Genomic DNA, 23,247 nt, shown 5'->3' with positions numbered 1-23,247 from the left:
TGCCGTTCGGTCCTGGACCCTGACGACGCCGCCGGGTGCGTTCGGCGCGTGGGGGGCGGTGTCGTGGCCGAGCGTGGTGGCCCGGCCGGCGAGGAGGCGGAGTTCGTCTTCGGAATCAGTTGCAGGCGGGGCGTCATAGGTGACCAGGGTGCCGCCGCCGGCGGTCAGGAGCCGGGGCGGACGAGGTCGACGCGCAGGATCCGATCGTCGCCGGGGCGGGCGGCGGTGCCGCCCCACGTTGCTCCGTCGGTGTTGGAGGTCGTGATCCACAGGGAGCCGTCGGGTGCCGGCTCCACCGTGCGGATCCGTCCGTACCGCTGGACGAAGTAGGCGACGGGGTCGCCGTCCGCCCGGGGGCCGTTGACGGGCAGGCGCCAGAGCCGCTGTCCGCCGAGCGCGCCCATCCAGACGGCCCCGCCCGCGACGGCGATGCCGGACGGCGAGGCGTCGTCGGGATGGACGGTGAAGATCGGGCGTTCGCCGTGCGAGCCGTCGCGGCCTTCGGATTCGGGCCATCCGTAGTCGCGTCCCGGGCGCAGGACGTTCAGCTCGTCCCAGGTACGGTGGCCGAGTTCGGATGCGTAGGCGGTGCCGTCGGGCCCGAACGCGATGCCCTGCACGTTGCGGTGGCCGCTGGAGTAGACGGCGGTTCCCGAGGGGTTGTCCGGCGGTACGGATCCGTCGGGGCGGATACGCAGGATCTTGCCGTTCAGTGACGCGTCGTCGGCCGCGTTCCCGGGCGAGAAGGCGTCGCCGGTGCCTATCCAGAGGTTGCCGTCCGGCCCGAAGCGCAGACGCCCGCCGTGATGGCGGTCGGCGGTTTCGATGCCATCGAGCACCACCCGGTCCTGGCGCAGGGAACGCAGGCCGGGAGCCAGGCGCAGCGCCACGACGCGGTTGGTGGGCGAGGCCGACACGTACGCGTAGACGGTGTGGTCCCTGTCGAAAGTCGGTGAGACGGCAAGTCCGAGCAGGCCGCCTTCGGCGCTCACTTCGACTCCGGGCACCGTGCCGATCGGCTCGGGATCGCCGCCCTGCCGGATGCGCAGGATCCGTGCCGACGACCGCTCGGACACCAGGGCGGAGCCGTCAGGCAGGAACGTCAGGCCCCACGGCATGGCCAGGCCGCGAGCGATCTCGGTGACCTGTCCGGGGACCAGGCCACGCGTGAGGTCCTGCGTCGCGCGGGGCGCGGCTGTCGCGCGGGGCTCCGGTGCCGCGCATCCCGGTAGCGCGACCATGACGCAGAGGAGAGCGGCGACGGCGCTGAGGCGATGGCCGGTGCGGGAGATGAGAAGCATGGCTGATCCGTCCTTTGTGTCGTTCGGGCGCGCCGGGCGGGGAACGGCCTGGCGCCCCCGCTCGTGCTGCCACGTGGCGAACCGGTGCTGCAGCCGCTGGCAGGCGAAGGCGCCGAGGGCGCTGCCGGCGATCAGGGTGAGCAGCCCGGGAGCGCGTGCTCGGGTTCCGCGGCGGAGAAGGCGACCGGGCCCACGAACCGGGCGAGCATGTTGTCGAGTGCGGGGTCAGGCGGCTGCGCCGTTGGCGAAGACGGTCTGACCGTTGACCCAGCGGCCGGGGCCGGCCAGGAAGGCGACGACCTCCGCGATGTCCTGCGGGGTGCCGAGCCGGTTCATCGGGCTGAGGCCGGCGATCCGGTCGATGTCCTGCTGTGACTTGCCGTCGAAGAACAGCTCCGTGGCCGTCGGACCCGGCGCCACCGCGTTGACCGTGATGTCGCGCCCGCCCAGTTCCTTGGCGAGGATCGGGACGAGGGCCTCCACCGCCCCCTTGCTCGCGGCATACGCGCCGTAGGCCGGCAGGTGCAGGCGGGTGACGCTGGTGGAGAAGGCGACGATGGCGCCACCCGGCCGAATCCGGCGCGCGGCCTCCCTGGCCATGACGAACGTGCCCCGCACGTTGACGCGCAGCTGCCGGTCGAGCTCGGCCAGGTCCAGGTCGCGGACCGGCCGCAGCGCCATCACACCGGCCGCGTTGACCACGACGTCGACGGGGCCGAGGCGCTGCTCGACGGTGTCGAACGCGGCGGCGACCTCGACCTCGTCGGCCACGTCGGCCCGCAGCGCGATCCCGCGGGCGCCGGCCGCCTCGATCTCGCCGACGGCGACGTCCGCCTCCTTGGCGTCGGACGCGTACACGACGGCGACATCCTGGCCCGCGGCGGCCAGCCGGGAGGCGACGGCGCGGCCGATCCCCCGCGAGCCTCCGGTGACGATGGCGATGCGCGATGCGGTACCCATGAAGGCCTCCTCGTTCAACTGCTAACGCATAGAAGTTAACATCGATACCACACCGCTAACAAGAGAAAGCTAGCGATAATGTTAGCGATAAGAGCATCCCCCTGTTAGCATCGATACATGACCAGCGCGAACGACACGCGGGAAGCGATCCTCGGCGTCGCAGCGGACCTGCTGACACGTGAGGGAACGGACGCGGTCTCGACCAGGGCGGTCTGCCAGGCCGCCGGAGTCCAGGCACCGATCCTGTACCGGCTGTTCGGTGACAAGCAGGGTCTGCTGGACGCCGTAGCCGGCCGAGGGCTCATGTCCTACCTCGCCGAGAAGCGGGGCATGACGCCCAGCGGCGACCCCGTGGAGGACCTGCGGCGCGGCTGGGACCTGCACATCGGCTTCGGCCTCGCCGAGCCCGCTCTGTACGCACTGATCTACGGCAGCCCGCGGCCGGGCGCCGGAGCCGACGCGGCGAAGCAGGCCGCGGAGATCCTCGCCGGGCTGGTGCACCGTGTCGCCCTGGCCGGCCGGCTCCGCGTGCCGGAGGAGCGGGCGGCGCGCGCGATCCACGCGGCCGGCCGTGGCACCACGCTGGCGCTGATCGCCGCACCGGAGGCGGAACGCGACATGGACGCCGCCCGGATCGTCCGTGAGGCGGTCATCGCCGCGATCACCGATCCCGCCCCGAACGGCTCCAGGCGTGCCGGGGACGACGTCGTGGCCGGCGCCATCACCCTGAAGGCCGCCCTCGCGGACCTGACGGTCCTCAGCGCTGCCGAAGGACGGCTACTGGGTGACTGGCTCGACCGGATCATCGACGGATGACGCGCCGCACACCCGGCTCCGCCCCCTCGAACCCGCCCCGCGCGGTCAGGCGCGCGAGCTTCCCGTCGTCAGCGAAGGCAGAGGGGGTTGACGACGACACTGGCGCCCCATGTACCAGGGGAGGCTTCGACGGGATGCGGGACGCGGCCGATCTGCATCGCCTGCGGCGCACCTCCGTCACCCACCTCGTTGAGGGCGGTTCCGATCTGTTATTCGTCCGGCACCAGGTCGGGCACTCAACTGCGTCGACAACCGCACCACCGGCCGCGCCCCGAACCGTCCGGGGCAGGGAGGCACACCGTGACCAGACGCCTGAACTTCCACTGGCGCCTTCGACAGATCATGGCCGCCCACGAGATATGGAAGACGACCGACCTGATCCCGCTGCTGCGCGAGCGCGGTGTGAGTCTGTCTCCGGCCCAGGTCTACCGGCTGGTCGCCAACAAACCCGAACGCCTGTCGTTGCGCACGCTCATCGCACTCTGCGACATCTTCGACTGCACCCCGGCCAACCTGATCGAGCCGTACGCCGAAACGACCGCCCACAAGATGACCGGAGATCAGTCCGCGGTGACCCTCACTCACGGCATCCGCCCGGAACGAGCCCGCGTCTTGGACGACGAACCGTGAGCCGCCCGCGGTCACCGTGACCACGCCCGGCACCGCCGTCAAGGCATGAGACCCCGGCTCAACGCCGACTTGCCTGATCGGCCGCCCCCTGCGCGCCCCGGCCGGGGCACGGACGGTGCAGCGGGCTCGCAACCTGGTGATGGATCCGGGCGACCGCCTCGCCGGGCAGCGATTCGTGCTCCACGCTCGGGCCCCGCAACTCAGCCCGCCCAGCGCGTGACCGACCTCAACGACCTACGATCCGTCCGGGCCGTACCCGCTCGCGGCAGCGCCGGACGTGCGGGCCTTGGCGTACTCGGCCGCTCCGCCGGCGAAGTCGTAGAGGACCACCTGCTCGTCGCCCTCCACCCAGGCGTCGTGTCCTGGCGGGCAGACGAAGATCTCTCCCGGGCCGATCTCGGCCTCGGTGCCGTCGTTCATCCGGATGCGCAGCCGGCCCTGGACCACGAACCCGTTGTGGTGGACCTCGCACGAGTCCGTGCCGGCGATGGGCTTGACCGACTCCGACCAGCGCCAGCCGGGCTCGAACGTGGCCACGCCGAAACTCAGCCCGGACAGGTTGCACACCTCCAGGTGCCCCCTGGGAAAGTCGCGGCGCTCGTCGGGCTTGTCGATGCTCTTGACCTCGATCATGACGTCCCCCTCCGTCAGATCCAGTCTTCCACCGGGTATACCTCCTTGCAAGGCGTCTACCTGCGCAAATACCCCCAACGCCGGGCTGCCTTCGTGTATCGGGCAGGTGTCAGGAGATGTGGAAGAACAACAAACCGGGGCAACGGTGACGTGGGCGGGGCGCTGGTGATCCACCCTCCGGCTACTCTGATCCCCGATGCATCACAAACAACACGGCAGGCGCGCGCTCTCCCTGGTGCTGGCTGTGGTGGCGCTGGTAGCGGGCTGCTCCTCCTCCCAGCAGCCCTCGTCCTCCCAGCAGCCCTCCTCTTCCCCGGCCGGTCAGCCGGCGCCGAAGGCGAGCGACCTGGCGGGCCCGGTACGGACCACGCCGCTGCTGCACTGGACGGGCTCCTGGAAGGCTCCGTTCAAAGGCCCGGCGGCCGACGAGCCGTTCCCGCCGGACACCCAGATCACCGCCGACCTGCGCGCTCTGGGCAACGGCGACGTCTTCGGCACCATCACGATCGACGGCGCCACCGCAGACGTCCTGGTCCTGGATGACAAGACCCAGTTCGTCAGGGCGGACGCCGACTATTGGCGCGCGGTGCCGCACATCCCGGTGCCCGAACGCGACCTGGCCGGCACGTGGGTGGCCGAGCAGGACCACCTGCTGTACGGACTCGACCTGCCCCGGCTGGCCCCCCAGCGGGTGGCCGAGGACCTGGCCGGGATCGCGACGCCGGCCACCACCGGCACCGCCGCTCCCCCGATGCCGGTGGTGCCGGCCGATCAGGACCAGCCGAGCAACCCGCCGATCGCCTACCCGCCGCCCGACGGCGTGCCCGCCGGCGCGCCGCATCTGGACCTCGTCCGGATGCACCCGTCCGCGGCGGGCGCGGTCCGCAACGGCGCGTACTGGTTCTCCCCTGACGCCCCGCACCGGCTGGTCGGCTACTCCGGCGTCGATCTGCTGACCGCCTACGAGCCGTCCGAGGGGGCGGCGGCCCGGCTGACCGTGCGCGCCGGCACCGCCGAGGAGGCGAAGGACGCCTACGCGGACCTGGCCGCACACCTTCGCGGCATCCCGCGCACGGTCACTGTCAACGCCCTCGTCCACCTCGACGAGGAGCTGTCGAAGGTGACCCCGTGCGCCCCGGGCGTGTGCGGCCCCGTCGCCGTGGGCGTGCGCCTGCGCAACAACTTCGACGACCTCACCATCAGCGAGAAGATCACCATCACCCTGTACGGCTCGGGGTCGTTCGTGCCGGAGCGGATCAAGGACAAGGTCGGCACGTGCCGGATCTCCGTGGAGCGCGTCGCCCCCGGCAAGTCGGTACGCGAGCGGTGCACCGTCAACGACCCGCGCATCCTGCGTATGCAGGCCAAGGAGAAGTACGTCTGGTTCCGCGCCGAGGCCGACGCAGCCGTCACCGCGGTCACCCGGCCGAGCGGGGCGGAGAAGCTGGCGCGCGAGCTGCCGTAGACGAGGAATCGGCGGGTGCCGACAAGAGGGAAGCGGCGCGCCGGGATCATCAACGGCCGGCCGGTGTCCATGTCTCCGGGCACGGCGCGGATCCCTGAGTCGTGGGCCAAGCGGCCGACCGTCTCACGACGGTTGCACGTTTCGGACCCTGGAGAAGCGAGCCGGTCTCCGGCTGGGATACGTCACGTGTACCGAAGATGTTCTGTGCCTATACCGCCCTACGGCACCGTGGCAGCCGGTCACTCAGTTGACCGTGCCGGGCTCCACAGGATGCGACGACACCGGAGATGGGAAGGTTCATGCGCAAAGGACAACGGCTCGGGTGGCTCATGGCGTCGGCGATACTCGCTTCGGGGATGGTGGTCGGAGGCGGCGGGATGCCGACCGCCAGCGCCGACACGGTCAAGCCCTACCTCTACTGGTCGGAGGACAGGGGTCACTGTGGTGGCGTGTGGACGAACTACCTCGGGACGCGGACCTACAACCCGAACACGCACAGCGTCAAGCGGCTGAAGAGGACTGAGTCGAACTCGAGCAGCATGACGAAGATCTACAACCAGAACGGTGTAAGTAAGGCCAAGGTGTACGACGTTTGCACGAACGGACGCATCGTCCGCAAGTTCAATCCGACGGTTTACAAGCACCGGAGCATCAAGGTGAGCTACGTCTGTTACGCCGGTCGCTGCCGGGTCACCAGCACCCTCTACGGTAGCTGGCTGAGCGGGACCGGCCGCCCGATGTAGCGACTCATCCGCCCTCTCGCCGCCGCGGATCAGCGGACGATGCGGGGGCGGATGGCGTTGGCGCGGTCCACCAGGTCGGTGCGCTGTTCCCGGTGGCGGCGAGCCGGGCCAGGGTGAGGAGGGGAAGCCCACCCGGGACATCGCGCAGGACCTACGGGCGAGTGAGCGGTCGGCCGGTCGCCGGCGCGCGGCAGGGCGGCAGGGCGGCATCGAGTCACGGCGCTCGAAGGGACGAACCTGGGCACCCCGTCCGGGGTGAACGCGCCGGTTGGCGCTGGAAGTCGTACGAGAGTTACGAGCCGACCTACCTTGGTCAAGGTGAGGCCAAAGAGCCCAAAAATTAGTTCGTTCCACGAATTTTGTTGCTGCGGCCCAGCGAATAGGCGCGTTGACGGCCGGCTCGGGCCAGCGGCGGCACTGGCGCGCTGCACGTTCCCGGTGAATGCGGTGTATGCAGATTCCGCTCGCGAGTACGGCATGAACGAGCTGGGCACGGCACCCGACCTGGCCAAGTCGAGCCTGACCCGCCTGGTGGATCGCAGCGAGCGCCACGACCTGGTGCAACGCGAACCCGCCCCCCAGGACTCCGGTGCGGCGCGGGTGGCGTTCACCGGGCGGGGCGGCGAGCTGACCGGCGACTTCCACGCCGGAGACCTGCCGCACCATCGAGGAACTGGCCTCGGCGGAGCGCGGCACGCTCGCCGCCCTGCTCGGCCGCGTCGCGGCGGACAACGAGGTTCCCGCCGCCTCATGGAACCGCGGCCCACGCACTGAACCTGAGAAGGAGTTGCAGTTCGTCCCACGAACTAATATGGTTCGTGACACGAACTCAACCCCTTTTTGTGTTGGAGTGAATGATGAGTCGTACAGTTGTGGTCATCGGCGGCGGTTACGGTGGTTCTGCAGTCGCCAAGGCCCTGGACGCAGAGGCCGAGGTCGTCCTCATCGACCCCCGGGACGCGTTCATCAACTCTGCCGGCTCGCTGCGGGCGCTGACCCAGCCCGACTGGGCGAGCAACATGTTCTTCCCCTACGACCAATGGCTCACCCGCGGCACTGTGGTGCGCGACCGCGCGGCCTCGGTGGATCCCGGTGGCGTCACCCTGGCCTCAGGCCGGCGGGTCGAGGCCGACTACCTGGTCCTGGCCACCGGCTCCAGCTACGCCTACCCCGCCAAGCCCACCTCGGACTCCATGGCGGAGGTCCTGGAGGACCTGCGCCGGACCCACAAGGAACTGGCGGGCTCCGATCGGGTGCTGATTCTCGGCGCCGGGCCGGTCGGGTTGGAGCTGGCTGGGGAGATCAAGGAGACCTGGCCGCACAAGCGTGTGACCATCGTCGACCCGGCCGAGGAGCTGCTGCCGGCCTTCCCTGCGGAGATGCGCGAGGAGCTGCGCCGTCAGCTCGGCGAACTCGACATCGACTTGCGGCTGAGCACCGGCCTGAGCACGCCCCCTGCCACCGAGCCCGGCCAGGCCGGCACGTTCACCGTCACCGCGACCGGCGGCGACGAGATCACCGCCGACATCTGGTTCCGCGCGCATGGTGTACGGACCAACAGCGACTATCTCGCGGGCGGCGAGCTGACCACGCGCACGCCCCAGGGGCAGGTGCCCGTCACCGACACCCTCAACGTGCGCGGCCACGAGCACGTCTACGCCATCGGCGACATCACCGACGTCGCCGAGGCCAAGATGGCCGGGTACGCGATGCAGCACGCGGAGGTGGTGGCCCAGAACATTCTCGCCCAGCTGCGCGGCGAGCAGCCGACGGCCACCTACCGGCCGCTGCCGCATCCCATGATCCTGCTGCCCCTCGGCCCGCACGGCGGCGTCGGCCAGCTGCCCACCCCCGACGGCCCCGCCGTCGTCTCCGCTGAGACGGTCTCGGCCTACAAGGGGGCCGACCTGTTCACCGGCCGCTTCACCGAGCAGTTCGGAGCGGCCTGACATGGACTACGTCCGATTGGGCCGCAGCGGGCTCTCGGTGTCCCGGCTCGTCCTGGGCACGATGAACTTCGGAACGGAGACGTCCGAAGCCGACAGCCACGCGATCATGGACCGGGCGCACGAGCACGGCATCAACTTCTTCGACACCGCCGACGTGTACGGAGAAGGCCGCACCGAGCAGATCATCGGACGGTGGTTCGCCGCAGGAGGCAACAGGCGCGACAAGACCGTCCTGGCCACCAAGCTCTACCTCCCGACGGGCGAGTGGCCCAACGACAGCCGCCTGTCCGCGCTGCACATCAGGCGCGCGTGCGACGCCTCGCTCCAGCGGCTGGGCACCGACCACATCGACGTGTACCAGATGCACCACATAGACCGGAACACGCCGTGGGAGGAGATCTGGGAGGCCTTCAGCGTCCTGCGCCGGCAGGGCAAGGTGCTCTACTTCGGCTCGTCCAACTTCGCCGGCTGGCACCTGGCGCAGGTGCAGGAGGCAGCACGCGGGCGGCACATGCTCGGCCTGGTCGCCGAGCAGTCCATCTACAACCTGATGAACCGCTGGGCCGAGCTGGAGGTGCTGCCCGCGGCGCGGCACTACGGGCTGGGCATGATCCCGTGGTCGCCCCTGCACGGCGGAGTACTCGGCGGCGTCCTGCGCAAACAGAGGGAGGGTGGCGCCTCCCGCGGCGACTCCGGGCGATCAGCCCACACCCTGGCCAAGCACCGGGAAACGATCGAGGCCTACGAGAAGATGTGTGCCGGCATCGGCGAGGACCCCGCCGACGTCGGGCTGGCCTGGCTGCTCGCGCAGGACGGCGTGACCGGGCCGATCATCGGGCCGCGCACGGTCGGCCAGCTCGACGGCTCGCTCCGCGCGCTGGCGATCACCTTGGACGAGGGGACGCTGGCCAGGCTGGACGAGCTGTTCCCGCCGCCCGGCCCGAACGGCTCCAAGCCCGCGCCGGAAGCCTACGCCTGGTGAGAACTTCCCTTCGCCTCGCAAGGCAGAACGTTGTCCGCCCATGGCGTCACCTTCGGTTCCGGCATCGACGACATGATCGAGCTGCGGATCGTGGCCGGCATGGGCGCGGGCGGGCTGTGGGATCGCATCGCCACCACGGGAGTGCCGGGCTGACGCCCGGCGAGGCCGTGAACGCCTCAGCCGAGGCGGTGGGCCCGGTCGAGCAGATATCGCTGCTCGATCTGGTTGCCGGTCAGGGAGGCCGCCTCACGGTACAGTCGCGCCGCGCCGGCCGCGTCGCCGGTCAGCTGCAGCAGGTGCGCACGCACCGCGCGTTCGCGTTGCCGGATCAGCGGGTCCTGGTCGAGGTGGAAGCGGCGGTTGAGGTCGTCGAGCAGGGCCAGCCCTCGGGCGGGCCCGTAGGCCTTGGCCACCGCCACCACCCGGCTCAGCCGTACCGGCGGGGTGGGGGTGAGCCGTTCGAGCCACAGGTAGAGCGCCGCGATCTGCGGCCAGTCGGTCTGCTCCGGTGACGTGGCAGCGGCATGCACGGCTGCGATCGCGGCCTGCAACTGGTAGGGGCCTACCTCGCGGCGGCTCCAGACGCTGTCGATCAGCTCGGTGCCCTCGCGAATGAGGTCGGCGTTCCAGCGCGCCCGGTCCTGTTCGTCCAGGGGCACCAGCTCGTCGTGGCCGCCGGTGCGGGCGGGGCGGCGTGCCTCGGTGAGCAGCATCAGCGCGAGCAGGCCGGTGACCTCGGGGTCGGCGGGCGAGGCGTGGTGCAGCATGCGGGTCAGCCGGATGGCCTCGCCGGTCAGGTCGACGCGGGCGAGCTGGGCGCCGGTGGAGGCCGTGTAACCCTCGTTGAAGATCAGATAGAGCACCTGGGTCACGGCGGCCATCCGGCTGTCCCGGTCGGTGTCGGTCGGCGGGGTGAAGCGGGCGCCGGCGCGGGCCAGCTGCTGCTTGGCGCGGCTGATCCGGGTGCCCATGGTGTTCTCGGTGGTGCCGTAGGCGTGCGCGATCTCGGCGGTGCTCAGGCCGCCGACCGCGCGCAGCGTGAGCGCCACCTGGGAGGTGGCGCTCAACGCGGGGTGGCAGCAGAGCAGCAGCAGGGCGAGGCTGTCGTCGGTCTCCTGCGCGGGGCCCGTGCGCCGGGCCGGTTCCTGCATGGCCAGTTCGGCGGCGCCGGCCTCCTGCTCGCGCCGGCGCCTGGCCTGGTCGGCGCGGAGCAGGTCGACCATCCGCCGATAGCCGATGCGGATCAGCCAGCTACGCGGGTTCTCCGGCACGCCGTCGGCCGGCCAGACCCGGCTCGCGGCGAGCAGCGCCTCCTGCACCGCGTCCTCGGCGACGTCGAAACGGCCGAAGCGGCGTACCAGCGCGCCGAGCACCTGTGGCGCTTCGGTGCGCAGCAGGTGCTCGATGTCGGCGTTCATGCTGCGTGTGCCTTTCCCACTGTCATGCCGGTCCCACTGTCATGCCGGTCCCACTGTCATGCCGGTCCCACTGTCATGCCGGTCCCACTGTCATGCCGGCCATCCGCTCGCGCCGGACGTCGTCTGGCGTGGTCGTCACGCCGTGAAGTCCTCGCCCATGATCGGCCGGATCTCGATCGGCTCACCCAGCACCTCGACGATCCGCGAGACGATCTCCACGGCTCGCTCCTGGCTCGCCACGTCGATCACGGCGAAGCTGGCCAGGACCTCCTTCAGTTCGGCGAACGGCCCGTCGGTCGCCACCACGCCCTCTCCGGACCTGCGCACTGTGGTGCTGACCGCCGGATGGCCGAGGCCCTCGCTGGTGACGAACTCGCCGGTGGAGATCAATTCCTGCTCGAACTTCTGGTACACGGCGAAGGCTGCCAGAGCCTCCTCGGATGCGGTGTCAGCGGTCGCGGCGTCCCAGGCGGCGGCCGGGGTGTAGCTGAGCAGCAGGTACTTCATGGGTGATCCTTCTGTCGAACGTGCGGGCAAGCGTACGCGAGGTCAAGCGGAGCGGCGCAGGGACAGGGCCAGGATGGTCGTCCAGGTGAAGGCGACCAGGCCGTTGACGGCGATCTGGATGCTCATGTGCTCCGGCGACATGGGGAGCAGCTGGCCATGACTTCCTCCTTGATGGGGTCCTGCCGCTACCTCGTGACCGGCCCGCTCCTCTCGACATGACTGCGATGTGACCTGAATCACACTTCTGGGATGTCGAGGCTCGCAGGTGGCCTCCGAGGTACCGGCGAGCACTCACCACACCCGCAAGGAGAACGAAATGACCGAGATGCCGGAGATCAACGAGCCGACCGCCGCCCTGAAGGCCCTGGACCGCCTGGTCGGCACCTGGGCGGTCACCGGCGGCGCCGAAGGGACCGTACGGTATGAGTGGATGCCCGGCGGCTTCTTCCTGCTCCAGCACGTCGAACTCACCCAGTTCGGCCAGCCCGTCACCGGCCTGGAAGTGATCGGCAACCTGCGCCCGTTCGGCGAGCCGACCGGCACGGACGTGGTGTCACGCTTCTACGACTCGACCGGCAACACCCTCGACTACGTGTACGAGCTGACCGGCGACAAGCTGACCATCTGGGGCGGCGCGAAGGGGAGCCCCGCCTACTACGAAGGCACGTTCAGCGCTGACGGCACCACCGTCACCGGCGCCTGGGTCTACCCGGGCGGAGGGGGATACGAATCCAGCATGACTCGAATCTGACGTTGGCTCACATCGTCGGCCCGACAGGTCAGTGCGTGCCGGTCGGGAGGCGATCACACAGCGCGGGACATGGGGCGTGCGAGAGCACGAATGTCCCGGACGCGGGCGTGCCGGGCAGCGGGGATCGTGTCCCGGCCGCCCGGCACCTCACCTCGCGCCCATCAGGCGAAGGCGCGTACCTCCAGCAACCCGACCGATGCCTGGCCGCTTTGCAGCACGAACCGCAGACGCGTGGTGTTCACGGCGGTGAACGTGACCGTGTTGTAGGCCCCGGCCGCCGTCGCATAGTGGCTCGCGCCCGCCACGTCGGCGTAGGCGCTGCCGTTCCAGTACTGGATCCGCCACGACGCCGGCACGCGCACGCCGCCCCCGTCGTCGAAGAAGTACGCCTCCGCCGACTTGATCGTCTGCGGCGACGCCCAGGTCAGCTCGGCCCACTGGGTCCCGGTCTCTGGCCAGGTGCCCCAGCGCGGGCTGGGCACGGCGCCGTCGTTGATGGCCGCCACGCTCTCCCAGGGCGAGGTGTACGAGGCCGACGGCGTGGCGCTCGACGCCAGGTTCACCGGCCCAGGATCGCCGCCACCGCCGAAGGCGAGGTCCTCGTCGCTGAAGATCGGGTGCGGCGGGTTGACGTCCGCCTCACCGCCGCCACCGTCGCAGCGCCGGTCGGGGTTGAACATCAGGTACGTCCCCGACGAGCAAGCCGTCGCCGGCTCGGCGTCCCCGCCGATCACGACGCTCCCGCTGAGGTTGGCCCCGCCCTGCACCAGGGCGTTGTTCTTGACCACGGCGTTCCCGGTCACGGTGGCGCCGCTGTTGACCCAGGCGAGGTCCTCGATGCGGGCGTTGCCGCTGACGGTGCTGTTGCCGTACACGGCGGCGCGGGGGCCGACGTAGGCCGTGGCGGCGACGTTGGCACGGCTGTCCACCCAGCCGCCGCCGTTGGAGTGCCACCGCCCGCCGCCCGGCGCGGGTGGCTTGACGTGGCCCGGCTCGTGGCCCCAGGGCGTGGCGCCCTGGAGGCGGAACTGGTACGGGTAGCGGTGGTTGCGCGGGTATCCGTCGAGGAAGGCGTACTTGTGCACGGTCCCCGGCGCGCCCACGACCACGAGGTAGACGTCCCTCTCGCCGGGCTGGGTCTGGAAGGTCACCTCGCCGTTGGCGGAGTTGTGCAGGGGGCCGTACCGGGGGACGCCGTTCCTGACGGCGACGAACCCGTACGACCAGCCCGACTGCGCCGCCGCGTTGACGTGGCCCCTGAACCGCATCCGGATGAGGGCGCCGTCGCTGCTCGGCACGAGACGGATCTTGTTGTACCCGTAGTCGGACGGCGCCAGCGCGTCGGAGATGCGGAAGTGTCCCGCCGCGGCGTTGACCGGCTCCACCGCCACTCCGTTGTAGGCGGTGATGAAGGGGTACAGGCGGTTGATGAACGGCATGAAGTCGTTCCGGTTGGCGTAGTCCCAGGTGACGTTGCGCTGGGCGTACTCGCCCATGCGGCGGTTGAGCTCTGCCTGGTCGATGCCGGCGATGCGGCGGTAGACCTCGAGCGGGTGCTCGGTGTTCCTGGCCTCGTTCCAGATGCGGTTGAACATGGCCAGGCCGTCGCGTTCCTTGATGTACTGCAGCAGCATCCAGGCCCCGTAGTGGTGCCGGCTGCTGCTGTAGGCCAGGTTCTCGGTGCGGATGAACCTGGTCAGGTCGCCGGCTGCCGTCGTCGGGTAGACCTGCATGGCCATGAACTCGGCGCTGGCCTCCCAGAACGTGCCGGCGCTGGGGTGGGTGAAGCCGTACCCGGAGCGGCCGAGGAAGGTGTAGTTCTGGAAGACGTGGGCCAGCTCGTGCGCCAGCCCCCACGACCCGGGCAGCGCCGCCGCCGGGGCGATGTTGATCACGCCGACCCTGCCGTCGGTGGACCCGCCGGTGGCCCACGCGTCGAGCGGGGCGTTCGACCAGGTCCTGGTGACGATGACGATGATCTTGTGCTGGGCCAGCAGCCCCGTCTCCGGCGTGAACTTCATGGTGTTCACGTAGAAGGAGTAGAGGTTCTCGAGCTGGCTGAGCATGTTGTCGGGATCGAACCGGTACGGTTCCGGCGCGCTCGTCGGGTTCGTCCCCGACCGGTCGCCCCAGAGCAGGATGAAGTTGGCCGACTCCTTGGTGCGCGAGCTGACCCACGGCACCTCGCCCGTGCTCTGCCAGCGCGCGGGGATGTAGATCGTCTTGGCCGCCGCCGACGCCTGCGCGGGCGCCGTGAGCAGGGCCAGGACCAGGCAGAGGAGCGCCGCGACTCTAGACGCCATACCGGCTCCTCAGATGGCGCCACCAGTCACGGAACATCCACGCGTCGAACTCCGTGATCTGGGACGCGCTGCCGGCCTTCATGAGGAAGCCGCCCACGCCGGTGGGGGTCCAGTCGTAGAAGTCGTCCAGGCCGAAGGAGTGGCCGATCTCGTGCAGCAGGATGTGCACGTTGTCGGTGTTGAGGTTCGACATGAAATACTCGCTGCCGATCCGCTGGCCCCAGTCGCCGCCGGCGCCGCCGCCGAATCCGCTGGTCAGCCAGAGCGACATGTCGTAGTGGTGCGACGCGCCGCCCGGGCAGTTGGGGTAGTTGCCGCTCTGGTTGAAGAAGCGGCCGCAGGGTTCGGCGCACTGGGGCGCGTTCTCGCGGATGTCGTTGACGTAGATGTCGACGGAGTTGTCGCTCCACTGGAGCTGGGCGCGGTCGCGTACGGCCCAGCCGACGACCTTGAGCGGCACGGTGCTGTACGGCCAGCCGTTGTGGCCGGCCATGACGTCCATCCACTTCTTGAACTGGCGGGTGAGCTGGGCGTGGATCTGGTCACGCTGGGCTGCGGTCACGGTCGCGCTGGTGTCCCAGCGGACGCAGTAGTTGATCGAGCCGCGGTTGGCCATGATCTGGTCCCAGCCGTAATTGCGGAACCCGTACAGGTTGGGGTAGGTGCTCTCGACGTGCTGCCACACCTCGTTGAGCGGGGTGACGAGGTTCGCGGGCGGGTTCCAACCGGTCTGCGGGGCGCCCTCGCCGATGGCCCTGACCTCGAGCAGGCCCACCGAGCCCTGGCCACTCTGCATCAGCACGCGCAGCCGGGTGGTGGAGACGGCGGCGAAGGTGACGGTGTTGTAGGTGTTGGTCGCGGTCGCGTACGTGCCGGGGATGTCGGCGTACGCGCTGCCGGTCCAGCGCTGCAGCCGCCACGAGGCCGGTACGCGCACACCGCCGTTGTCGTCGAAGAAGTAGACCTGTGCCGAGGTGAGCGTCTGCGCCTGCGACCAGGTCAGCAGCGCCCACTGCTCACCGGTGTTGGGCCAGGTGCCCCAGCGGCGGTTGACGGTGTCGTTCGAGCTCGGCGGGTCGATGCCGTCGTTGATGGCGGCCACGTTCTCCCACGGCGAGGTGTAGGACGCGGACGGGCTCGCCGAGGGGGCCAGGTTGACCGGGGCGGCCGACGCGGGCGCGGCGGGGATGAGGAACGTGCCCGCTGCCACGAGCCCGGCCAGAATCACGGACCTTAATCGTCTCACTGCGGTGTCTCCTTGTTAGCGTTAACACCTCGAACCCTCTAAGTGCTATGTCACACACTTGTGGTGGGGAGAGTGTTGGGGCGGCGACAGGCTTTGTCAAGGCCCGTACCGCCACCGTCAGAAGATCTTGTCAGTGAGCTGTGCGCCGCCGCCCGCGTTCGGTGAAAGTTACACGCGATCAGTCTGCTCGGGCTGACGCCCTGGACCGGAGGGACGACGCCGCTGCCAGACCAGAAGCGGATCGTGCGCGCCTGCAGCCCCGTACGCCGCGACGGGGCGCGGACCAATTCACCGAGTTGCCAGTGCCCGGGCCGGGTCGCGGGCAGATGCGGATGAGGCCGTAAGTGTCAGGGGTTCGGCAGGATCTCCACATACCCCTCGCTGCCGTTCACCCGGATGCGTTGCCCGTCCTCGATGCGCTCGGTGGCGCTCTCCACTCCGACGACGGCGGGCAGGCCGTACTCGCGGGCCACCACGGCGCCGTGCGTCATCACGCCGCCCACCTCCATCACGATCCCCTTGACGGAGACGAACAGCGGGGACCAGCTCGGGTCGGTGAAGACCGTCACGAGGATGTCCCCCTCTTCCACGTCGGCCTCGGCCATGCTGCGGATGACCCGGGCGCGGCCCTCCACGATGCCCGCCGACACGGCGATGCCGGCCATCGCCCCCTCCGGGAGAGTACCGGCGTCGTACTCGCCGGGAATGACCTCACCCTCGGAGGTGATCACGCGTGGCGGGGTGAGTCTCCGGTACGCCTCGTGCGCCTCTCTTCGCTGGATGATGACCGAGTAGTCGAGCTCGCCGGTGTTGACCGCCTGCCTGAACTCCTCGATGGACAGGAAGTACACGTCCTCGGCGTCCTTGATGACGCCCCGGCCGACGAGCTTGGCGGCCTCTGCCATGAGCGCCCGCTTGTAGAGCTCGTAGCGCAGGAGCAGGGAGTGCTTGGAATATTCGCGGTAGCCGATGAAGTGGCGGATCAGGCTCATCTTCCTGGCCGCCTTCCTGGCCTTGCCGGCGCCGCCGGGGAGTTCCCTGAGGCGGGCGAGGAGGTCGTTCATGCTGCGTTCGGCCTCGGCTCGCCCCTGCTCCGCCTTGCGGCGGCGCTCGCCGGGCGGGAAGTTCCTGATGTTGCCGAGGAGGAGCGGGACGAGCAGGGCCGGGTCCTCGCTCCACCTGGTCCGGGTGATGTCGATGTCGCCGGCGCAGTGCATGCCGTACTTGCGCAGGTAGTCCTGGATGGCGTCCCGTACGGCCTCGCCGCCGTCGAACGCGGCGAGACCGGTGAAGAAGGTGTCGCCCTCGGCGGTCTCCAGGTAGCGCATGACCGCTGGGTGCTCGCGGATGACGTCGGCGACGTCCAGCAGGTCGAGCCCCATGGCGGCCACCACGTTGTGGTCGGCGGACTGGGCGATGGCGTCGGCGGCGTTCTTGACGCCCAGCCAGGCCTCCATGTGCTTGTTGACCCAGTTGACCGCCTGGATGCCGACGAACGCCGCCGCCACGCTGCGCGGATCGAAGGTGAGCTCGGCCAGCACGGCGTGGTCGTCGATGATGTACTGGAACAGTTCGTCGCCCGACTTGCCCGCGAGGCCCCGCCTGCACCGCTCCACCGTCTTCTCGGTGTAGGCGATCAGGTCGGGCACGACGCCGGGGTCGTTCTCGCGGGAGAGCTTGAGGTACTGGCGGGCGATCGGCAGCGGGCCGCCCTCACCGAAGTCCAGCATCGAGGTCTTGCCGTGCGCCAGCGAGGCCACGAAGTCCTTGCGCTTCAGCACGGTCCGCAGGGCGTTGGCCATCAGCACGTCCACCTGGCCGAGGCTCTTGAGCGTGGCGGGCCTGGCCCAGAACGAGGTCAGCTCGGACGAGACGTCCTTGTAGAAGCGGTTGCCCGCCACGACGCCGGCCGTGCGCCCCAGCTTGTCGTGCAGCAGGGCGAAGAACGACAGGCCGAGAGGGGCGAAGGCGTCGGTCATCATCTGCCGGTGCCCGTAGGAGACGTACACGTGGTTCTTGCCGTCGTTCGACGGCGGCACGGGATAGAGGGTGGTGATGGGACGGCTCTGCAGCACGTAGAAGGTGCCGTCGCACAGGGCCCACTCGATGTCCTGCGGCTTGCCGAAATGCGCCTCGATTCGCCGTCCCAGCTTGTCGAGCCGCAGGATCTGGCTGTCGGTGAGTGTCTGGGCGTGCTGCCGGGCGGCCTCGATCGGCTGCTCCATGGTGCCGCCGGACGGGGAGGCCCGCAGTTCCTTCGTCTGCGTGGCGATCTTCTTCTCGATGATCTGCCCGGCCCTGACCCGGTAGTTGTCGGCGTTGACGAGCCCGGAGACGAACGCCTCTCCCAGGCCGTACCCGGCGTCGATCGAGACCACCGTGCGGTTGGCGGAGACCGGGTCGGCGGTGAACATGATGCCGGCCGCTTCCGGGAAGACCATCTGCTGGACGACGACCGACAGCCGGACGGCTCGGTGATCGAAGCCGTTCTGGATGCGGTAGGCCACCGCGCGGTCGGTGAACAGTGACGCCCAGCATCGCCGCACGCTGTCGATCAGCGCCGTGGTGCCCTTGACGTTGAGGTAGGTGTCCTGCTGGCCGGCGAAGGAACTGGACGGCAGGTCCTCGGCGGTGGCGCTGGAGCGTACCGCGCAGGGCACGCCCTCATCGCCCGTCTCCTGCAGGTGCCGGATGATGTCGCGCCGGAGCTCCTCGGGCACGGCCAGGTCCTCGATGGTGGCCCGCAGGCGCGCGCAGGCGGCGGCGATCCCCGGCCGGTCATCGGCCCGCAGCCCGGCCAGCCCGTCGACCAGCGCGCCGACCGCCGCATCCCGTTCCACGACCTCCCGGTAGGCGTCGGTGGTGACACAGAACCCGTACGGCACGCGGACCCCGCTGATCGCGGACAGCTCGCCGAGGTTGGCGCCCTTGCCTCCGACCAGGGCAAGCTGCGCCCTGTCGATGTCATGGAACCCGAGTACGAAGGCACTCATGGCTGATTCCCGTCTCTCATGGGGTGGATGACCTGCCTGGAACTCGGCAGCGGCGACTTCACCGCACCCGTCGTGCGAGCCCACTGCGCGCGGAGACCGTTCACGGAACGTCGCCTCCTCGGCGGATTACAATACAGTACAGGTCTGCATCGAAATCTTCACCCTGGAGGGCGTCATGCGTGCGGTGGAGTTCCGCGCCGGTCAGTGGCGTGATGGCTTGATGTACAGCAGGCTGCGGGACGATCCCCCTCCGAAACAGCCTTGCCCGCCGGATGGTGCGGCGCCGTCATGACCGCGCGGCGATGGTCGCCGATCCGGCGGTCCTCGGGGTGAGCCGGCTGCTCAACATGCTCGAACCGGACGAGACCGCCGGCGCTGCAAGACCGGTTCGTCGCAGAGGCCGACCGCCTCACTCCGGACAATCCGACCGACGTCCGAAGCGTCGCGGCACCTCATGTCGGCCCGTTCGACCGGCCTGAACTGGTGGAGATCTTCGCCGAACTCGCCGGCCGCTGACCCGGCACGGCCTGGCCCGGGCAGGTCGCGTTCCAGTGGTGGAGGATCAAGGGCGAGGGCATCATCGCGGTCGAGAGCACCGCCCCCCGTCTGCGTTCACGGTCGGCCGTCCTGGGGCAGCGTGCGCCTGCACGTGAGGGCGACGGCGAGGCCCGCCGCCAGGGCGGCGGTTACCAGGAGGAAGGCCGGGCCGCCGCCGTACCGGTCGCCGAGCGGGCCGGCGAGCGCGGCTCCGACGGCGCTGCCGATCTGCCCGAGGGTGGTCAGCCAGCCGTACAGCTCGCTGCTGCGCGGCCCGGCGATCACGGCGGCGAGCTGGTCGCTGGTGGCCAGCCAGGGCGCGAGCGCGATGCCGAACAGGGTGATCGCTACGGCCATCGTCGCGACCGTGGCCGGCAGGGCCAGCGGCAGCGAGGTCGCGGCGAGCGTGCCGAGGAGCCAGAGGTAGCGATCACGGTAGGCGCCGCGTGGTCCGCGTACCGCCAGGGCCAGGCCGCCGGCGAGGCTGCCGGCCGACCAGAGCGCCACCAGCAGCCCGGCCTGGTGGGAGGCGCCGGCGTGGGCGGCGAAGGCGGGCAGGAGCACCCACATCGCCCCCATGCAGACCCAGTAGGCGAGGTAGGCGCCGCCGAGGGTGCGCACGGCGGGCAGGGCCGCGAGGGGCGGCCCTGCCCGGCGGGACGGGCGCGGAAGAGGCGGTGTGAACGCGATGCCGGCGCCGAGGGTGGCGGCGCCTGCCAGTGCGCTGGCGACGAGCGCGGCGGCCGGACCGGCGAGCGTGGCCCAGCCGGTCACCCATAAGGGCGAGGCGATGTAGACCGTCTCGTTGGCGACGGCGTTGACGGCGTAGGCCCTGCCGGGATCGCCGTTGGCGACGAGGTGCGGGAGCATCGAGCGCAGGCTGCTGGAGATCGGCGGCGTGCACAGCCCGCACAGCGCCGCCGCGCCCATGACCGGCAGCAGGCCATGACTGGCCGCGAGCGCGAGCTCGGTGACGAGGAAGAGCGCGCCGGAGGCTGTCAGAACGCGCCGGTCGCCGTACCGCGCCAGCGCGCGGGACCACCACGGCGCCGACAGCGCCATGCCCGTCGCCGCCGCCCCACCGGCGAGGCCGGCGCCGGTGAAGCCACCCGCCTGCTGGGCGGCCACCAAGGCGATGAGCAGGGGCCGCATCGCCACGGGCAGCTGTGCGGCGTTGTAGCAGACAATCAACCCTGAGAGGCGTACATTCATCAGTAATGAATGTACGAGAAGAGCATGCCGCAAACCTGCTCGGCGCATCCGCCCTGTTCGTGACGGGAATCATCCGCGAAGCGGTGACCGGAGCGGTCGGCTCGGGTGGCGCGCTGGGAGAGGCACTGATCGCCATCAAGGACCAGCCGGGCCGCACGGCGGACTGGCTGGGCGGCGTGTTGGGGATCTCCCAGCCGGGCACCGCCCATCTGGTCCGCCGGTTGACCGAGCAGGGCTGGGTCGAGCGCAGCAGCCGGGGCCGCGCGCGCCCGCTGCGGCTCACGCCCGAGGGAGAGCGCGTGGCGGCAGCGGCGCTGGCGGCCCGGCAGAGCGCCCTGCAGCGGCTGATCGAGCGGCTTACCGACGAGCAGCGTGAGCACCTGGTGCCGATCGCGGCGGCGCTGCTCGGGCCGGAGGCACGCAGCGAGCGGCTGGTGGCCACGCTGTGCCGGCTGTGCGACCGGGCCAGCTGCCCGCAGTGCCCCGTCTACGAGGAGTGGCGGCAACGCGCTACGTAACCGCCGGCCGCCTCCTTCCGGCGTGCACGCCATCCACTCCCCCGGCTCCCCGAGCCGACGGCAGACCGCCGACCCGGGATGGTCATGCCGTGCATGCGATGCTTGCCGGAGAAGGACGGCCGGTCGGCGGCGGGCGGCTCAGTTCCGATGCGTGGGCGGTTCTGGGCGTTCGTTGGTCCAGCCGATCGCCTGGTACGAGGTGGAGAGACGCAGCTCCGCCTGCCGCCCGTTCGCGAGCTTGGTGGTGTTCGTCCTCACCTCGGCAAGAAGCAGGCCGGTGCCGGGATCGACCACGAGCTGAACCTTGGAGAACACGCCCGGCTCTATCTCCTCCTGATAGCTGAGCACCTGCCCGGGCCGGCCCAGCGGATCTGTCATCTCCTCCTCGGCCCGGATGCCGGGCAGAGACGCAAGGACCCGGTACGCGGATGCACGAGTCTCGGGCGAGGCGGGCAGGGTGCTGATGATGTCCACACAGTTCCGGATCAAGATGTACGCCCTCGCCTCCTCCACGTCCATCCCGGATCCGGCCAGCTCCAGCCGGCCGATGCGCTCTTCCAGGTAGCTCCGGAGCGTCTCGGGCTCGCCCGGGATCGCGGGCATCTCCTTCCAGGTCAACGACTTGCCTGCCAGGTCACCGACCGTCTTCCAGTGAAGCCGTTCGCCGGTTCGCTCACCTGCCGCCGCCTCCAGCGGCCTGGACGGGACGGAGAACAGGTTCTCCGTCTTCATGTCCTTGGGGTACCGCCAGGTGGTAGGCGCCCCCGCGGCCCGCCAGGCCGCCTCGTCCCGCGGTGTCGCGGGCTTGACGCCGAGATCCTGCCGCATGCGCCAGCTCGGCAGATCCGGCCGCTTCGCCAGCCAGACCTCTGCAGAGCGTCTTCCCTCGAGCACATAGCTGCGCGTGGGGTCGGTCAACATCCACTGGTTGATGGTCGCGGTGCGCCAGTAGTCTCCGCTCGCAGGGGCCTTCTCCACGGCGACGGCAGCAGCGAGCAGGATCTGCTGGGCAGTCGGTTCGGCTGTCACGGACACCGACGTACTGGGCTGAGGCGCGATGGAGATCGTGCTGTCAGACAGCATCGCGGGGGCGATGACCGCTACCGCGGCGGCGGCCGCGGCCACGCCGAGCAGAGCGCGGCCGGGAGAGAGCAGGAGCCGTCGCCGGGCCGGAACGCGCTCCAGCGAGACGACCTGCATCAGCAGCGCGTCCGCCCCCGCGGTGGACGCCCGGCCGGCCAGGTCCTCATCCAGCACTCGCGCCCGGTCCTTGAAGAGCTGGTCGCTGTTCACCTTGACTCCTTCTCGACGAGCGGCCGTGACGCGAGACCAGCGGCCGACGGGCGGGTCTTCTCCAGGGCCTTGGCGAAGCGCTTGCGGGCCCGGTGCAGGCGGATCCGGGCGGCATTGCGGGAGCAGTTCAGCACTGTGGCGATCTCGCCGGGATCGAGCCCCTCCCAGAGGGTCAGGGCCAGCAGTTCACGATCGCTGTCGGCGAGCATGTCCATGGCTTCCTCCACGCCGTCCCGATCATGGTGTGGGGAGGGGGCGGTGTAAAGGTGTTCGATCTCGGCTGTGAGTTCGGTGTGCCGGGTGAGCCTGCGCCGCTCGCTGCGGCGGTGGTTGGCCAGCACTCGCCGGGCCACGCCGTACAGCCAGAGCTTGCCGGCCTCACCCTCAGGGAGCTCGCTCATCCGCCGCCAGGCGATCATATAGGTCTCGGCCACGACGTCGGCGGCGTCCTCGGGTGAGGAGCACCGCCGCACGGCGTAGCCGAGGATCTGTTCATAGGTGCGCCGGTACACCACCTCGAACCGGGACCGGTCGTCTTGTTCACTCACGCGTCATCCTCGTCAGGCCTTCCGAACGCTGCGGGCTTTCACTTCCTACGTGTCCGCGGCCGACGGCAGAATTTCAGGCCAGGCAGGAACGACTGAACCGATCGGAGCGGCCCCGCGAACCGGCCGCGTGCGAAAACGCGGACCTGCGGATCAGGCCCGCCGCCACAGGAGCTCTGGAGGTGTCGCCGAACGAGGGACAGCTGCTCCTCGCATGCCGGCGCGAAGGTCGTGGGCCGCGGCCCCTTCCTTCTCACCCATGATGGAGGCCGGTTGGGGTCGCATCGTCACGATGTCGAGTGTCTCCGCCGTGGGGGACGCCGCCCGGGGTGGACCACGCCAGCACCGCACGGGGCGACATCCGGATCGCCGAGGCCAAGGGCGGCACGAGTCGTGCTCTCCCCCACCGGCTTCGGCGACATCACCGCCCGCAGCCTCCGATGAG

General features: G+C 70.1%; 21 protein-coding genes. 10 read left to right on the top strand and 11 right to left on the bottom strand.

The window, feature by feature from the left end; translation table 11 throughout:
• Positions 1 to 164: 164 nt before the first annotated feature.
• Positions 165 to 1,301: a PQQ-dependent sugar dehydrogenase gene (locus AB0I79_RS45990; RefSeq protein ID WP_357887496.1), complete on the bottom strand. Its 1,137-nt coding sequence runs from the start codon at positions 1,299 to 1,301 to the stop codon at positions 165 to 167.
• 225 nt (positions 1,302 to 1,526) lie between these two features.
• Positions 1,527 to 2,261 (bottom strand): SDR family oxidoreductase, encoded by a 735-nt coding sequence (locus AB0I79_RS45985; protein ID WP_357887493.1) that lies wholly within the window; start codon positions 2,259 to 2,261, stop codon positions 1,527 to 1,529.
• Between the two features lie 117 nt (positions 2,262 to 2,378).
• Between AB0I79_RS45985 and AB0I79_RS45980 the strand changes: the two genes are divergently transcribed.
• A complete protein-coding gene (locus tag AB0I79_RS45980; protein WP_357887490.1) occupies positions 2,379 to 3,077 on the top strand; it encodes a TetR/AcrR family transcriptional regulator in 699 nt (232 codons plus the stop codon).
• Positions 3,078 to 3,377: 300 nt separating this feature from the next.
• Positions 3,378 to 3,707 (top strand): helix-turn-helix transcriptional regulator, encoded by a 330-nt coding sequence (locus AB0I79_RS45975; protein WP_357887487.1) that lies wholly within the window; start codon positions 3,378 to 3,380, stop codon positions 3,705 to 3,707.
• Between the two features lie 234 nt (positions 3,708 to 3,941).
• Here the strand turns inward: AB0I79_RS45975 and AB0I79_RS45970 are convergent, their stop codons facing one another.
• Positions 3,942 to 4,340, bottom strand: coding sequence for a cupin domain-containing protein (locus AB0I79_RS45970; RefSeq protein ID WP_357887484.1), 399 nt, complete (start codon positions 4,338 to 4,340; stop codon positions 3,942 to 3,944).
• 196 nt (positions 4,341 to 4,536) lie between these two features.
• Here AB0I79_RS45970 and AB0I79_RS45965 point away from each other — a divergent pair, with 196 nt between their 5' ends.
• From AB0I79_RS45965 to AB0I79_RS45940, 6 genes are all read left to right on the top strand, one after another.
• The gene (locus tag AB0I79_RS45965; protein ID WP_357887481.1) at positions 4,537 to 5,805 is read left to right on the top strand and encodes a hypothetical protein; all 1,269 of its coding nucleotides are present in this window, start codon (positions 4,537 to 4,539) and stop codon (positions 5,803 to 5,805) included.
• Between the two features lie 287 nt (positions 5,806 to 6,092).
• Entirely contained in the window at positions 6,093 to 6,548 is a 456-nt protein-coding gene (locus tag AB0I79_RS45960) for a hypothetical protein (RefSeq protein WP_357887478.1), read from the top strand.
• 447 nt (positions 6,549 to 6,995) lie between these two features.
• Positions 6,996 to 7,322, top strand: a complete 327-nt coding sequence (locus AB0I79_RS45955) for a hypothetical protein (RefSeq protein ID WP_357887475.1) — start codon at positions 6,996 to 6,998, stop codon at positions 7,320 to 7,322.
• 83 nt (positions 7,323 to 7,405) lie between these two features.
• A complete protein-coding gene (locus tag AB0I79_RS45950; RefSeq protein WP_357887472.1) occupies positions 7,406 to 8,497 on the top strand; it encodes an FAD-dependent oxidoreductase in 1,092 nt (363 codons plus the stop codon).
• A 1-nt stretch (position 8,498) separates the two neighbouring features.
• The gene (locus tag AB0I79_RS45945) at positions 8,499 to 9,479 is read left to right on the top strand and encodes an aldo/keto reductase (RefSeq protein ID WP_357887469.1); all 981 of its coding nucleotides are present in this window, start codon (positions 8,499 to 8,501) and stop codon (positions 9,477 to 9,479) included.
• A 30-nt stretch (positions 9,480 to 9,509) separates the two neighbouring features.
• The gene (locus AB0I79_RS45940) at positions 9,510 to 9,632 is read left to right on the top strand and encodes a hypothetical protein (protein WP_357887466.1); all 123 of its coding nucleotides are present in this window, start codon (positions 9,510 to 9,512) and stop codon (positions 9,630 to 9,632) included.
• Between the two features lie 23 nt (positions 9,633 to 9,655).
• Here the strand turns inward: AB0I79_RS45940 and AB0I79_RS45935 are convergent, their stop codons facing one another.
• Both AB0I79_RS45935 and AB0I79_RS45930 read right to left on the bottom strand, forming a co-directional pair.
• On the bottom strand, positions 9,656 to 10,897 hold the full coding sequence (locus AB0I79_RS45935; RefSeq protein WP_357887463.1) for a sigma-70 family RNA polymerase sigma factor: 1,242 nt from the start codon (positions 10,895 to 10,897) through the stop codon (positions 9,656 to 9,658).
• A gap of 135 nt (positions 10,898 to 11,032) precedes the next feature.
• A complete protein-coding gene (locus AB0I79_RS45930) occupies positions 11,033 to 11,404 on the bottom strand; it encodes a YciI family protein (protein ID WP_357887460.1) in 372 nt (123 codons plus the stop codon).
• A 316-nt stretch (positions 11,405 to 11,720) separates the two neighbouring features.
• Between AB0I79_RS45930 and AB0I79_RS45925 the strand changes: the two genes are divergently transcribed.
• Positions 11,721 to 12,155, top strand: a complete 435-nt coding sequence (locus AB0I79_RS45925; protein ID WP_357887457.1) for a hypothetical protein — start codon at positions 11,721 to 11,723, stop codon at positions 12,153 to 12,155.
• Between the two features lie 161 nt (positions 12,156 to 12,316).
• Here the strand turns inward: AB0I79_RS45925 and AB0I79_RS45920 are convergent, their stop codons facing one another.
• The 4 genes from AB0I79_RS45920 to AB0I79_RS45905 all read right to left on the bottom strand — a co-directional run bounded on the left by AB0I79_RS45920 (position 12,317) and on the right by AB0I79_RS45905 (position 20,446).
• Complete coding sequence (locus AB0I79_RS45920) at positions 12,317 to 14,458, bottom strand: DUF6055 domain-containing protein (protein ID WP_357887454.1); 2,142 nt, start codon at positions 14,456 to 14,458, stop codon at positions 12,317 to 12,319.
• On the bottom strand, positions 14,448 to 15,704 hold the full coding sequence (locus AB0I79_RS45915) for a hypothetical protein (RefSeq protein WP_357887451.1): 1,257 nt from the start codon (positions 15,702 to 15,704) through the stop codon (positions 14,448 to 14,450). The genes AB0I79_RS45920 and AB0I79_RS45915 overlap by 11 nt, the downstream gene beginning before the upstream one ends.
• A 347-nt stretch (positions 15,705 to 16,051) precedes the next feature.
• Complete coding sequence (gene rph / locus AB0I79_RS45910; protein ID WP_357887448.1) at positions 16,052 to 18,697, bottom strand: rifamycin-inactivating phosphotransferase; 2,646 nt, start codon at positions 18,695 to 18,697, stop codon at positions 16,052 to 16,054.
• A gap of 612 nt (positions 18,698 to 19,309) precedes the next feature.
• Positions 19,310 to 20,446, bottom strand: a complete 1,137-nt coding sequence (locus AB0I79_RS45905) for an MFS transporter (RefSeq protein WP_357887445.1) — start codon at positions 20,444 to 20,446, stop codon at positions 19,310 to 19,312.
• Between the two features lie 5 nt (positions 20,447 to 20,451).
• Here AB0I79_RS45905 and AB0I79_RS45900 point away from each other — a divergent pair, with 5 nt between their 5' ends.
• The gene (locus AB0I79_RS45900) at positions 20,452 to 20,964 is read left to right on the top strand and encodes a MarR family winged helix-turn-helix transcriptional regulator (protein ID WP_357887442.1); all 513 of its coding nucleotides are present in this window, start codon (positions 20,452 to 20,454) and stop codon (positions 20,962 to 20,964) included.
• A 138-nt stretch (positions 20,965 to 21,102) separates the two neighbouring features.
• Here the strand turns inward: AB0I79_RS45900 and AB0I79_RS45895 are convergent, their stop codons facing one another.
• Positions 21,103 to 22,257: a CU044_5270 family protein gene (locus AB0I79_RS45895; protein WP_357887439.1), complete on the bottom strand. Its 1,155-nt coding sequence runs from the start codon at positions 22,255 to 22,257 to the stop codon at positions 21,103 to 21,105.
• On the bottom strand, positions 22,254 to 22,805 hold the full coding sequence (locus tag AB0I79_RS45890) for a sigma-70 family RNA polymerase sigma factor (protein WP_357887436.1): 552 nt from the start codon (positions 22,803 to 22,805) through the stop codon (positions 22,254 to 22,256). The genes AB0I79_RS45895 and AB0I79_RS45890 overlap by 4 nt, the downstream gene beginning before the upstream one ends.
• Positions 22,806 to 23,247 lie beyond the last annotated feature (442 nt).

Origin of the sequence: Nonomuraea sp. NPDC050202, from assembly GCF_040656115.1 — a bacterium.
Classification (GTDB): Bacteria; Actinomycetota; Actinomycetes; order Streptosporangiales; family Streptosporangiaceae; genus Nonomuraea.
The sequence above is the reverse complement of the archived record's forward strand: the minus strand, read 5'-3'. Positions and strand labels throughout refer to the sequence as shown.